The 12,474-nt window shown below is 51.9% G+C and carries 13 protein-coding genes; all 13 read right to left on the reverse strand.

Annotated features, from left to right (window positions below; translation table 11 throughout):
- Window positions 1–29 precede the first annotated feature (29 nt).
- Entirely contained in the window at window positions 30–464 is a 435-nt protein-coding gene (locus V6936_RS02070; RefSeq protein ID WP_336579308.1) for a hypothetical protein, read from the reverse strand.
- Entirely contained in the window at window positions 457–1,200 is a 744-nt protein-coding gene (gene stbB / locus V6936_RS02075; RefSeq protein ID WP_125276614.1) for a StbB family protein, read from the reverse strand. Before stbB ends, V6936_RS02070 begins: the two co-directional genes overlap by 8 nt.
- Before the next feature lie 39 nt (window positions 1,201–1,239).
- The gene (locus V6936_RS02080; RefSeq protein ID WP_336579309.1) at window positions 1,240–1,692 is read right to left on the reverse strand and encodes a hypothetical protein; all 453 of its coding nucleotides are present in this window, start codon (window positions 1,690–1,692) and stop codon (window positions 1,240–1,242) included.
- 656 nt (window positions 1,693–2,348) lie between these two features.
- Window positions 2,349–3,269: a TrfA gene (locus V6936_RS02085; RefSeq protein WP_336579310.1), complete on the reverse strand. Its 921-nt coding sequence runs from the start codon at window positions 3,267–3,269 to the stop codon at window positions 2,349–2,351.
- 136 nt (window positions 3,270–3,405) lie between these two features.
- A complete protein-coding gene (locus V6936_RS02090; protein WP_336579311.1) occupies window positions 3,406–3,672 on the reverse strand; it encodes a hypothetical protein in 267 nt (88 codons plus the stop codon).
- A gap of 15 nt (window positions 3,673–3,687) precedes the next feature.
- The gene (virB11, locus tag V6936_RS02095; RefSeq protein WP_336579312.1) at window positions 3,688–4,710 is read right to left on the reverse strand and encodes a P-type DNA transfer ATPase VirB11; all 1,023 of its coding nucleotides are present in this window, start codon (window positions 4,708–4,710) and stop codon (window positions 3,688–3,690) included.
- Entirely contained in the window at window positions 4,679–5,791 is a 1,113-nt protein-coding gene (virB10, locus tag V6936_RS02100) for a type IV secretion system protein VirB10 (protein WP_336579313.1), read from the reverse strand. Before virB10 ends, virB11 begins: the two co-directional genes overlap by 32 nt.
- Complete coding sequence (locus V6936_RS02105; RefSeq protein ID WP_336579314.1) at window positions 5,788–6,903, reverse strand: TrbG/VirB9 family P-type conjugative transfer protein; 1,116 nt, start codon at window positions 6,901–6,903, stop codon at window positions 5,788–5,790. Before V6936_RS02105 ends, virB10 begins: the two co-directional genes overlap by 4 nt.
- Window positions 6,904–6,923: 20 nt before the next feature.
- The gene (locus V6936_RS02110) at window positions 6,924–7,610 is read right to left on the reverse strand and encodes a virB8 family protein (RefSeq protein WP_336579315.1); all 687 of its coding nucleotides are present in this window, start codon (window positions 7,608–7,610) and stop codon (window positions 6,924–6,926) included.
- A gap of 233 nt (window positions 7,611–7,843) precedes the next feature.
- Complete coding sequence (locus tag V6936_RS02115; RefSeq protein WP_249459638.1) at window positions 7,844–8,782, reverse strand: type IV secretion system protein; 939 nt, start codon at window positions 8,780–8,782, stop codon at window positions 7,844–7,846.
- Window positions 8,783–8,794: 12 nt separating this feature from the next.
- Complete coding sequence (locus V6936_RS02120; protein ID WP_336579316.1) at window positions 8,795–9,481, reverse strand: type IV secretion system protein; 687 nt, start codon at window positions 9,479–9,481, stop codon at window positions 8,795–8,797.
- A gap of 97 nt (window positions 9,482–9,578) precedes the next feature.
- A complete protein-coding gene (locus V6936_RS02125; protein WP_249459635.1) occupies window positions 9,579–9,941 on the reverse strand; it encodes a hypothetical protein in 363 nt (120 codons plus the stop codon).
- Window positions 9,942–10,019: 78 nt separating this feature from the next.
- Window positions 10,020–12,473: a VirB4 family type IV secretion/conjugal transfer ATPase gene (locus V6936_RS02130; RefSeq protein ID WP_336579317.1), complete on the reverse strand. Its 2,454-nt coding sequence runs from the start codon at window positions 12,471–12,473 to the stop codon at window positions 10,020–10,022.
- Window position 12,474 lies beyond the last annotated feature (1 nt).

Below are 12,474 nucleotides of genomic sequence, written 5' to 3' on the forward strand. Positions count from 1 at the left end.
TAGCTCCAGGGCGTGGGGTACAGACGTTTTTATGAAGCAAGAAAACGCAACAAGAGGGTGGTGACTCCAGCTCCCGCACTGGTCCCAACGACCAATGCCAGGATGGTCATCTTGCGTGCTGAGATATGTGCAAATCTTGCATATCGAGAGGTGTCCGCACTGATCAGCTTCAACTCAGCGCGAATAGGTGACAGGCTGCTTTGCACGTTGTGTACGACTTGATCAGTTAGATCCATGCTGGCGCGATCGAGCACGGCCCCTAGTGTGTTTGCCAAGTCCTCGGGCAAGGCTTGTAACTGCGCATTGGCAGCGGAAAAGGCTTCAATACCGGCCAGTAGCGCGGTGGCGGTTTCACGCAGTTTGTCGTTGACGCGTTCTGTGCGTTCGATCAGCCTCGCCACATCACCCAGAGTCTCCTGGTACAACAGATCCAACTTTGTCCGCGCTGTTTTTTCCTCACTCATGCGAAGCCCCGTTGGTGGCAGGTAGCAGCTCCTCGAATAAGGCCTGAAATGCACGGTGAAGCTGACGATCTACCGGGCGAGCTAGTGCTTTTAACGCATGCATATCCGACAGGTGAGAGATGCGTTTGCGGTCTTTCGGGTCCGCTTCACGCAACTGCTGGCGGTAGTCGGTCTGATCGGCAAGTATCGATGCGATGGTTGTGCGTTTATCGGCCAGAAGCTCGAACACTTCATTCTCGAAAATGACGGCATTGGGATTGGCGATGAATTCACCGGTTTTCTTGGCGTAAGTCAGTAGCGCCAGAAACTCTTCATCCACATCGCTTTCTACACGATTGAACAACACGCGAATGCGATGTGCAGGCACCCCTAGACCGCTCAAGGCGGCAACGGTCTTGATGGTTTCTCGCTGCGCTTTGCCCGTTGGGACGACTGGTAACACGAATTGGTCAATTTCTTCGTGGGACAAGTCGTAACGCAACATATGCGCCAAAAACTCTTCAATATTTGATGCCCCGACGTCTACGATGGCGTCGTCCAGGGTGAGCAAATCACGGAACAATTTGCCAAATTGCACCCCGCGTAGCTGGTCTACATCCAGTCCAAGATCGCCCGCCGTTTCATTGGTCGATTCGATAGCGAAAATCTGTGCATGATTCAAGCGCGGGGCCAGCAGGTGAGATGCCACGACGGTTTTACCGACCGAGCCGGTGTAGTTCAAAACAGCGATTTTCATGATGGTGTTCCTTCAGGTTGTGAATGTGAATCAATGGGTTTAAGAGGATTTAGGCCCGGCACGCATAGCGCGGCCTTCCTCTCGCAGCGCATCCAGGTCAACGTTTATCTCGCGGAATTTGTGCAAGTCAGCGGGTGATTCGATGGAATTGGGACGGCCTTGCACCGCTTCGGTGCGAAGGACCGGAGTGGTTGACGTGATAGGCGGTGCTGCCACGCTATGGGAGGGCTGGGTCAAAATTGGAGCCTCGGTTGTGGATGTGTGAGGTTTCTTAGACTGACGCAGGCGCCATAAGGCTTTAGAAAAAAAGGAATGCGAAATCGGGATTCCTGCCGCGTTCAAATCTTCGACGACCGCGGCATATGACGAGCCGTTGGCCAGCCGCATTTCGATGATCGGCAGCAGTAAACGAACGCGTGCTGTGACCGTGGCTCGCGGGTCAGCATCGGCTAATGCTCGACGAAATTGCTCGACGAATTGGTCAACTTGCATGGGTTGGGTTCCTGGTTGTGCTGGAAAGCAAATGCCACTTTCCACGTTGAAGACAGAAGCGCGGCAGCGCCGCGCAGGGGGAGCCGCGCCCGGATACGGGCGTGGGGGGCAAAGCCCACGGGGAAGGGTCGAGGCCGCAGTCCGACCTTGGGCGGACTGGACAGGGAACCCGGCAGGGGTTCCGCGGCCAAGGGGTACATCCATCCCCGCCCGTCAGGGTGGGGACCAATGTTTTTTGGGGGTCTACCTTTCCCCCACGCCACCAGCGTGGGGGACTGACGTGATACGAACTTCGATTACAGCGTCAGGCGTTGCTGGCAGAGAAAGTGGGCAAGAGATGAATGTTTCTGAAATGTAACTTTTTTTGAATGTAGCCATGGAGTTATCCACAGCCCTATATGGTAGAAAGAAGGTAGAAAGAAGGTAGAGGTGTAACAGAGGCTCTGAAACCCGCATGGATAAAGGCGTTCAGAAATGTAACCGCGACGCTATTACGATAAAGCGCGATGCTATTACGATAAAGCGCGACGCTATTACGATGGGGCGCGATGCTATTACGATGCTTTGAATGAGTTACCCACAGGCCTATTTCGGCGACAAAATGGCAGGCAAGCGCGATGCTATTACGATGTTAGAGGGCTAATTAAGATTAGCTTTTAGGCTGATTGAGGTTCATCACTGACCCGATTCCAGACTGCCTGTTCCACCCCGCGTCGACTTGTTTCGATACGCGGTGAAAGGATGAGTCCGAGTTCGGCCAACTCATTGATTGCTCGCTCCAGAGCTGGTTTGAAATCACGCATCCGGCCAGTGTACTGGGCGCGTTCTTTGAGAATTTGCAGGCTATAACGCTGTTCCACATCCTTTGAGGTGCCAATCAAGCGTTGTAGGCTTTTGGACAGCGCATAGCGCATGTTTAACCGGGTATTCCAATCGATCAAAGTAAATTCACGGTTGCCAAAAATCTGCGTCCAGCGTGGGTCTACATATAGCGTGTATTCATTGAGCTCATCGTCATAATCAAAGCCACCTAACATGGCTAGGACTCGACTAGAAGGATGGTTGCCAAAGCTGTATTTCAAGATTCCGTTAGGTCTTGTTGCCTCGATCGATAGTGTGAATCGAGCCAAGTCTTTCATCGTATTGTGCAGCCATTGATAGCTAGCGCCACTCGTGTTTCTGCCGAGCACCCGTAAAAAATCAGCACGATTGGCTACGGGACGTTGGCCAGATGGGCATGTGATTTGCAGATACATTGCATGCATCCATACATCGGCATGATCCTCGCACAACTGTTTGCCAGAGCCTTTGATCACAACTCGTTCGTTGCGTAGGAACTCAACGTCATCGTGCATTTTGCGATGGCCTCGCGCTATGGGTGCGAAAACGCTACTACGCGCGATGTAGTTGGGCATCGCCCGTGTGTATTCGTTGATTCCGGGTATGAAAATACGTTTGAAGACGGGCTTGTCCGGTTCGCAGGTGGCTGCCGTCGCCTGAGTTTGCTTGGCTGTTTCCGTCAAGCGATGTAAAGCCGTATTCAGTCGTTGATTGGCGCGTTGGTTTGGCAAAGACATGATGGTCCTGATGGCATATAGGCACAGGACGGCCTTGTCGATGAGGTGCGCCCCGGTGCCGTTCAATAAGACAACCGCCGCATGCGAACAACGCATGAGGCGGTCATTGGATTAACAAAGGGGGAAACGATGTCGTTTAGCGATACGTTGCGAACTCGTTGTTCAGTTTGAGACTACGACGCGGTTGAAGACCTGGTAGCCCATGTTCCTCAAAGAACTCTCGTCGGGCGCGTAGCCATTCTTTGTAGCGCCAACCGTACCGCTCATCCCACGGGTAGCTGGCATCAATGTCGGATGCGATTTGCTCCAGGTTTTTTCGTTCCGCTCGGCCGTCGTTGTAGACCTCGGCCATCAAGTTGTAGGAATAGACGGCGAAGCCAATGCCTTCATAGGGTTCATTCATATCGATTTCCTCCAATCAGGGGCTCAGGTCTCGACGGCGTGGTTGATAGAAAATCTCACGTAGTTTGAAACGATCAAAAAACAAGACGATATCGACTGTATTTCGCAGGAAGGCCTGTATGGTCGCCAGATCTAGCTGGCCGCCAGTCGGCGATTGTTTGATCAATGAGGCCAGGCGGTCGTAGGTGTCCAGTGAGCTATTTGCGTGTGTCGTTGAAATGGATCCTGGGTGCCCCGTATTGAGAGCAACCAAATACTCCCAGGCTTCACCACCACGTAATTCGGCCAGAAATATCCTGTCAGGTGATAGGCGCATACATGCCGCAACACAGTCGGTCGCTGTCACCCGGCCGTTGCTACCGCCATAGAGCATGTGTACCAAGTTTCTGTGGTTGGGGAGGATGAGTTCATGGACATCCTCAATCGTGATGATGCGTTCCTCTAGTGGCACACGTTCTATTAAGGAGCGGGCAAAGGTTGTTTTCCCAGAGCCGGTCTTGCCCGCAACGATGATGTTGCGGCGAGCCTGAACTGCCTCATGCAGAAAACGTGCAATTTGACCTTCGTTTTTTAGTTGAAGTAGGAGGTGATCAGTCGGTGTAAGACCGCCTTCGTCGAGTAGATCCAGGCTGTCACAAACTTCATTGAAAGCGCCTTCTGCTTCCAGCTCATCCAGTGTTTTGACTAGCTGGGTGTGCTTGCGGATATTAATTGCCATGGTGTTATCCAGGCATCCCGGAGTTTGTACGATTTGTCCCCGTTCTCCGTCAGGCAGTATGACCGACATGATGGGGGCTGGTGCCAAGCCGTTATACACAGACAGTGAGAGCGATAGACCCTCTAAGCTAGATAAGGTCAAAGGCATGCACTCGTGCTCATGCCAGGCTCCGTGCTGACGCACAAATACGGAGTAGGGGCGCACAATCGCAAGTTCTGAAATAGTGGGGTCTTTAAGATACGGTTCGAGTGGCCGTAAGGCTGCCCGAACCGCAATCCCTCGGTCCACACTATTGACGGTAATTGGTGGGTTTGAGGTCATAAACTTTACTGAAGTCCAAGTCGCGGGCGACCATGATTCCGACTCGTTCGCCCTGGTTCTTATACAAGGTGGGGGAAATATCCAGTGAGTGCTCCAAAATCTTGGCAACGACTTCTTGGCCACCCTCACGGGTGTTATCAAACCTGATATTTCCGTCTCCCTTGTTTCCTTGGTTAGAGGCCCAATTGCCTAAGTCGCCCAGGAGACTGAGCAAAATGGCATTGCCCAAGCGATCCCAAAAGTGGTGATCAATGGCGCCGTCAACGCCCGCCTCACCCAATGGGCCTGTCCCAGGGGAGCCGAGGTTAAGAATGACGCCACTGGGTGTTTCAAGGCGGTGCCATGTCACAAATGCACGTGGTTGACCCTGTTCGATGCCACCGCTTTGATAACCAACAAACTTGGTTCCAGCATCAATAAGGACGACTTTCCCGTTCGCACTCATGACGTTTTGGGTAGCGTTGCAGGTCAGCATTCCTGCCTGCGCGGTAACTAATCGAGTTTGCATGACGCAATCGATCATCGTGCCTTGGGTAATCAAGAAATTACGATTCCCTAGTTGTCCCGCCACAGAAGGAGCAAGCTCTAACGGGCGTAACTGACTCGCTAATGGACCGGCATCATCTTGAGCCGTTACCGAGGTCCCGACGTTCTGTTGTGTGTGCTGTTGCCCCTGTTCATTGTTCTGAGCGCGTAGCGGACTGCGTAGCCGTCGAGCATCAACACCATTGATCAGGTTGGGAATCATGGGCAACGTGATAGCGCCAGTTTGCTCTTGGGATGATGTATCAGCCGTAGAGGTATCTGGCTTAGACGCAGGTGTAGGAGTTGGCTGCGCCTTTAGCTCAGGTAATCGAAGCAGGTTGCTGATGCCACTGGTGGTAGGGTCTGCATTCTCAACAGGGGCTTCAGCACGAGTGCCTGTCATGTTCCAGATGACGATTGCAATGATGCAGATACCGATCACGAGGCAGAGCCACAGAAAGCCACGGGCACCCGGAGGCAAGGGGCGACGCGTACTTCCGGTGTCGCTTGGCCCCCGATCATCAACGTCATGTGAGTTGGTTTGGTTGAGGCTCATTTCAAATACTCCTCCGTTTTGAAAATGTGAGTCAAACCACGGCTCTGTGCTTGCCAGGCATCCGCATTGCTATCGATGAGCAATATGTTCCCAGGCCGAATGGTGGTGGTTGCGGCGTATGCTTGCCCCTGCTCATTGACTGGTTGGACGATTGGCAGACGGTTTGAGCTGAAGGTCATGAGCGTTTTGCCGTCCTTTTGTTCTATGTGTTCGGGGCCCAGTTCAAAAGCTTGCGGATCGTAAGCCGGTTGAGCCGGATAGGCGGTGGCGGCAGGGCCAGCAGAAGAGGAGGGCAGGGAAAGCGGTTTAACACCATGGACGATACGCTCGACAGAGGGAGAGGCTGTTCCTGTATGTGGCTTTGTAGGTGTTTGTTTAAATGCGGCGTTATGGATTGCGACTACATTGCCTCCGAGCCGAATATGCCAACGTGCGCTAGTGCGATGTAGCACCATCGTTCTGTGATCGGCCATGTGGTAATTCGTGAGCACTTCTTGGCCATCTTCAGTGACTCGATAAATGGCGGGGATTTCGGCGGTTGGTGCAAACTGCATCCAGGTTTGATAGCCGTCATCCCAGGCGTGTATCGGGGCCAAATCAAGGTCGCCACTCTTAGAATATGCTTGCCAGTTCACTGGAAGACCTACTTGAGAAAATGCGGCTTGAACGGTTTGTTCATGCTGCTGTTGGCGCGCTTCTATCGCTTCACTGTCGGGATAGCGCATGATCAATTTATAGAGGGCCTGTTTTGTCTCCCGCTCGTTGTGGTACTCGATTCGGAAGGTATAGTTCCGGCGGTCAGTGACTACGATCAAGTTGGTATCAGCTTGATCAACCACAGGCTTGAGAAACAGATGATTGGTGTATTCGGTAAATTCATAGGCTTCACTGTCACCGAAGACATGAAAGAGATAGTTTTCGCCTTCTTCTAACTCGATCATTGTTCCCACACCGATCACGGAATCGAGCTGGGTGACATTGTGAGGGTCGTAGTTGGCGTAGCGTATCCGGTGGTCAGTGCCTGCTTGTTTGGGCAGATCTAGGGCGAGTGCAGGCGTAGCGACCAGGCACGCCAGTGCCACCGCAAATGCCGTTTTGGCAAATCGGTTCATGGGTACTCCTTCAAAGGGGGTTAACGTGAAAGGTCTGCGGCTAAGTCGTAGCGGATAACTTGAAAGCCGAGAGGGTTGCGTCGAGCAACCGATTCGCTTAAGGGCACCTGGAGGTATTCGTATGCGACGGTGGCAATCTGGTGATGCTCTTTTTCATTGCGGCCGGAGCTGACGTCCCGTTGAGCGGTACTAAATCGAACCGTAGCGGTTTGATTGGCGCCCATCGTGATCGAGTGAACTTCAACATCCAGATTTGAAAGCTGGCCAAGTCGCTCAGTAGGAGCGTTAGGACCCTCAAATCGCTTGCCGTATTGGGCCTGTATGGGCGGTGAAGAAAGCAGAGCGCAGGTGTCAAACTGCGCTTGGATGGTGTACCAGTTATAGCCTTCGCAATTAAGGACGTAGGTATTCAGAAAATACTTGTCGATGCGTTCACCATAACTTTCAGGGGTATCGCCCAGGCTTGTGATGTGTTCAATGGCACCGGTTGTGTCATTGACACGGATGATGTGCGGTTTTGCTGGCTCTTTCAAAGGGGTTAAGCCTGCTACGGCAACGACGCCTGCAAATGCCAAAACGCCAAGAAAAATATTGAGTCGATGAGCTCGACGACGACTCGAAATCAGTTCGGTCTTCAAGTCACGTTCCAGCCCCCGGCTCTTTTCCAGCTCTTCAGCGACGTCGATGGTTCGGAGCTTTTTACTCATGGCTACCTCCGCTGGACAGAGGGGCCGTGAGATTGACCGGGACTCGTGGCGAGTCAGCTGGTTGTGGTGGGGCTGGCGGCGTAAAGGCGCAACCAGCCATCACGGCGGCTAAAGCCACCGCGGCAAGTTGTATTTTCATCGGGAATGACTCCTGGCCCAGCTATGTGGACTGTTGGGCTTTATGGAAGAGTTGAGGAGGAAATGGGTGGTGCTGTAGCGCGGTTAAGGATTTATTAGCGAATCAACTTCCGAATCAAGCTACCAGCGCGCATGGCATTCATGGCCCCGCGACCCGCGCTGCCAAGGCCAAATTGGGCGCCGAAGCCGCTGGAAAGACTTTGGGCAAGTCCAGGCAACATAACGATGATGACAATCGTGGCAATCCCCACGAGAAAGTATCCAGCGATCAATGAAAGAAGTGATGTGTCTCCCTCGGTCAGTAGCCGTATGAGCATGGCTATGTACGAGAGGGTTAGCTCTAGCAAAATAGACATGATCAGTGCGCCTAGTAATGCCAGGATCACAAAGTTAAGAGCCTGTGACACCCAACTATCAAATAGCCGTTCCGTGCGCTCAAAGGCTAATGCGGCTATGAAAAATGGCCCGGCTGCTACCACTAAGGCCATACCAACTTTGACGACAATCATCAGCACCGCTACAGAGGCACTAATTATCGCGGTGACTACCGTTAAGAACCCTGCATAAATGCTGACTAAGATGTTCTTACTGCTTGGATACCATCTTGATTCTGTCTGCTCCATGGTGGCCGCGGCTGAGTCGGTCCTTGCCCGAAGGGTGTCGATACTGTCGGAGAAGGTATTGCCGCCTGCCACGATACCGGCAACATCGTCAGGCAAGGAGATCATGACATCGACAATATTAGTCTGATAGAAACCACCGGCTGTTGCGACTCCGGCAATGAGTGCCACTCGCATTGCTTTCCACATCAGTTCAGTGACAGTCATGTTTCCATAGCCACGCATAATGGCCATGTTGTAGAACAGAAATTGCAGGGTTAGCCCAACGACAATGATTGGAGCCAAGGCCCGGGCGAGTTGCTCAATGGGTGTCGCTATAGCGGTATTCAAAACGACATCCACTTGCCTCATCAACCACTCGCCGATCCGGTTAATGTTGGCTGGCTCGGATATCCTGTTTGCATCAAAAGCCATAATGATCCCCAGTTATGGAGTTGCTTGTCTGTTTCTGCCGCCAAACCAGCCCCCGTAGACGACATTGCCGCGCTCCTCCAGCAGTGCCGATTCGGCAGCAAACTGTTGTTCCGCCAGTTGAATACGGGTTTGGTCTGCCTGAATGTTCGCTTGCTCAATCGCAATGCGAGCTTGCAACTCTGCGATTTCCTTCGGGTTAGTTGTTTGATTGATTTGGGCCTGGAGGCCATCAATCGTCTCAAGTCGTTTCGTCATCGCGTTGTACGCCTGTTCAGACATGGCCTTTTTTGTCGCCGCAATGCGTACAGATCGCTCACGAAGCGCCTTAGAGTCCTGTTGGAAGTTCACCGGTGCATTGACGTCTTCAGCTATGGCGCTGATAGAGCTTGAAAGCGTCGAGTTCTGGCCATCCAGGCGATTGAGGAGCGCAGAGGCATCACTAGGTAGTGAATCCCGCATCATTCGCCGAACATCGGCATTCTCAAGAACATAGCCAAAGCCCGAGGAGTGGGTTAGTGCTTGAACTTGTGCTTGCGCCTGTTGGAGCTGAGCACGCGCCGTCTCCAGTTGATCCAACAAGGCGTTGAGTTGGGGGATTGAGTTCACATCCAGTGTAGGAATGCCACCGGCTGAGTAGCTGGGCGATACAAGTGAAAAGGCAAGGCAAAGCCCTGCTGCAAGCGCAGAAATGCTTTTCATAATTGCTCCGAGGGATACATGGATACGCCAGGACGGCGCAAAGAGATGGCCAGTAAAAACTGGCCACTAAAGGGGGGGCTAGAGGATTGGATTAAGTCTAGTGATTGCTGGCTGCTTTGTATTGATCCGCTGTCACTCTTTTGAATGTGATGGTTTCATCATCAACATCACTTAATGAATCATTGTCGTCACTGTATTTGACTTGCTTTTTCTCTCCTATTGTCAAAATCCCGTTTCCTTTGTATACCCCTTTTTCAATATCTCTTGAAAATCGACCGAAATTAAGTTGGTTGATATTGACAAGAAAGTCACTGCCATCAGGTTTGATATGCATGGAAACAGGGCGTTTGTCGCTGTTTTGGAGCCAGTATCCTGCGAATTTTTCTTCTTTTGTTTGGCAGCCAGTAATTAGGCTGATTGCAATTAGGCCGGAAACAAATATAAATTTTCGTTTATTCACACTGGGCTCCATTAAATTAATATTGGATTTAATTAACCTCACAATAATAGCTAAGAAATTAATCTTTACGCTATTACGTTAATGATCAATCAGCTCGACGGTTTCCTCACCTTTACGAGCTTGTTCGGCCCGGTCGACGTAAAGGGGCAACCATGTGGCTGGGTCATCGCCAACCTCGGCAATCACCTGTTTAGCAATGGTGGCCATGTCGGGGCTACCGGAAAAAACCAAAAGTGCTTCAGGGCATGTAGATAGATCCAACCCGGCGACCGTGACGCTGGAGCCCTGTTTGACGACGAATTGACGGCTTTTTTCTCCAAGTTGTTTCACTAGCTCAAACTCTCTAGCGCTTAGCCCAAAGTCCTTCATATAGGTTTCGCGCTTTGCTCGTGGGTTTGGAAGGAAAATGAGGGTTCCGGCCTGTTGGATAATCGAAGGTCCGACCGGGTTTTCTGCAATGGCTTCTGGTTCCTGGGTGGAGAACGCCAGCACACCGTTCTTTTTACGGATGGTCCTAACCGCGTCCTGCATGTCATCCTGGTAGTGCTTGTCTTTCAAAGGATGTTGGCACTCATCCACCAAATTGATTATCCGTCGACCGTCATGCAGAGCCTGGCTGCGATGTCGTATGTACATCGTCGCTGCGCCGCGAACATGCTCATCATCTAGGATTTCTGTAAGGTCAAAACCAAAAATGGGATTGTGTCCTTCAGGCACCTCCAGATTTAGCCTGTCTGTCGGGTTATCGAAGACCCAGCCATATTCACCGTCACGCCTCCATGGCAAGAGGCGCTTATGCAGGGTGAGCTGCTGTCCTTCTTCCTGGTAGTAGTCAGGTAGATACTGGAGAAGGGTATGGATACCTCGATCTTCTTTGTCAATTTCCAGGATTAGCATTTCCACTGCTTTCGCAATGTCTTTTGCTTCCTTGGTAGAGACCGTTTCACCCCGAAGTCCGGCTAGGTGCGCCACCAATTGGCGCATGAAGGCCATGTTTTTGGGTGTCGGGTCCAGTTGGAAAGGCTGCCAGCCAGTCGGTAAACCCAAACGGAGAGTGAAGTATTGCCCACGCAGGGCCAATACAAGTACATGGAGTCCTTCATCTTTGTCCAAGATAAGCGCCGTTGCACCAAACTTCTGTGCTTGAGTGAGCAATACCCCTTGCAGCACTGTTTTGCCGGTCCCGGTGTATCCAATGATCAAGGTGTTGCCGGGTCGTCGTTGGCCAGTCTCGTCGACCTCTTCAAGTGATACGTGGTAGTTGAAGAAGAAGGGCGCACCTACAACTGACTTAAACATCGTTACGGCAGGCCCCCACGGGTTGCCGGTTGCTTTTCCAGAGAGCTGGTTATGGAAGCTGTTGAAGCAAAGGAAATTCTCGCTCGTGATAGCTACGGGACGCGTTCGCCAACTCCAATTCGCTGGCAATTGCGACCAGAAACCAGCCTCCAGGGCTTTTTCAAGTGGCTTAACAACTAAACCGCGATCGGCGAATCTTGCTCTCATATCGGACATGGAGCGGCGCAGAGAATCAGCGTCCTCTCCCCAGATCAACATGGTTGCGTGATGGTCACCCAGCCCAAGGTCTCCAGTCTCGATCTTTTCGATCACTTTCTTTAACTGCTTGACTTGACCCGGTGCATCATCATTGGAGTCCTGAAGGAGTTTCTTGTGCTTTTTGACGAGCTTTTTAGCGGCCGAGTTGGTAAAGCTACCCCAAGATTGAGTGATGACATACTCATAAGGGCTGGACAAGATAGAGTCCAAGTGGCCGGGCCGTACTTGTCCCGGCTTGCGAAACAACTCCAGCATTCCAAATTTTCGTGTCCTGGTAAGGGTTCTGATTTCACCTAGTTCGCCATAGCGCGAGAATACGGGTCGCGCAGACGGCAAACTGTCCCACAGGTAGCCATCCGTCACTGGCACTGCATGCCATTCACCAGAGAGCAGGAATCCAAAAAATTCACCTGGCTCACTAAACGCATACCCATTTCGATCCACAATTTTCAGAACTTCAGCGTCATAGCGATGCAGCCCAGCAAGAATGGCGCGAACAGCCCCTTTCAGATCCTCAATGGATTCGGTTTGCCATGCCTTTAGACGTTCAGGAGATGCTTTTTCAAGCGATGCCATCACGCCCAGTAATTCATCTGCTACGGGATGAATAGAGACGGTCAGGTAGAGCTCGTTGACCTTCAAAGCATTTCTGTCATTGAAGGTTGCTCGATAGGAGTCATCGAACTGCCGGGCGAAGACTTGTGAGAATTGGCTGTTTGGGTATTCAGTCACGTAGCGACCGACGATATGCGTATATAAGCCCAGCTTGCCGAGTGGCAAACCACGAAGGACGTTATGCAAGGCTTCAAGCCAGTCATTTTGATCTTCCAGGCTGGCGGCCATGGCGGAGCGGCCGCTGACCTTGATGACCGCCAGGTACTCATTGCCTTTGTCCGCAATAATTTCGTCAGTAACGTGGTGTGAGTACGGTACGTAATGTGATACCGGACGCTCCTTCAAAGTCAGCGCGTTCATT

Source organism: Alcaligenes sp. CHO6 (assembly GCF_037120595.1).
Classification (GTDB): domain Bacteria; phylum Pseudomonadota; class Gammaproteobacteria; order Burkholderiales; family Burkholderiaceae_B; genus Alcaligenes; species Alcaligenes ammonioxydans.

What these genes read in the sequence shown, in the direction of transcription:
- virB11 (WP_336579312.1), bottom strand. Translation starts at nt 4,710, where the DNA reads ATGACCTCAAACCCACCAATTACCGTCAATAGTGTGGACCGAGGGATT.
- V6936_RS02085 (WP_336579310.1), bottom strand. Translation starts at nt 3,269, where the DNA reads ATGTCTTTGCCAAACCAACGCGCCAATCAACGACTGAATACGGCTTTA.
- virB10 (WP_336579313.1), bottom strand. Translation starts at nt 5,791, where the DNA reads ATGAGCCTCAACCAAACCAACTCACATGACGTTGATGATCGGGGGCCA.
- V6936_RS02090 (WP_336579311.1), bottom strand. Translation starts at nt 3,672, where the DNA reads ATGAATGAACCCTATGAAGGCATTGGCTTCGCCGTCTATTCCTACAAC.
- V6936_RS02120 (WP_336579316.1), bottom strand. Translation starts at nt 9,481, where the DNA reads ATGAAAAGCATTTCTGCGCTTGCAGCAGGGCTTTGCCTTGCCTTTTCA.
- V6936_RS02110 (WP_336579315.1), bottom strand. Translation starts at nt 7,610, where the DNA reads ATGAGTAAAAAGCTCCGAACCATCGACGTCGCTGAAGAGCTGGAAAAG.
- stbB (WP_125276614.1), bottom strand. Translation starts at nt 1,200, where the DNA reads ATGAAAATCGCTGTTTTGAACTACACCGGCTCGGTCGGTAAAACCGTC.
- V6936_RS02105 (WP_336579314.1), bottom strand. Translation starts at nt 6,903, where the DNA reads ATGAACCGATTTGCCAAAACGGCATTTGCGGTGGCACTGGCGTGCCTG.
- V6936_RS02080 (WP_336579309.1), bottom strand. Translation starts at nt 1,692, where the DNA reads ATGCAAGTTGACCAATTCGTCGAGCAATTTCGTCGAGCATTAGCCGAT.
- V6936_RS02115 (WP_249459638.1), bottom strand. Translation starts at nt 8,782, where the DNA reads ATGGCTTTTGATGCAAACAGGATATCCGAGCCAGCCAACATTAACCGG.
- V6936_RS02130 (WP_336579317.1), bottom strand. Translation starts at nt 12,473, where the DNA reads ATGAACGCGCTGACTTTGAAGGAGCGTCCGGTATCACATTACGTACCG.
- V6936_RS02070 (WP_336579308.1), bottom strand. Translation starts at nt 464, where the DNA reads ATGAGTGAGGAAAAAACAGCGCGGACAAAGTTGGATCTGTTGTACCAG.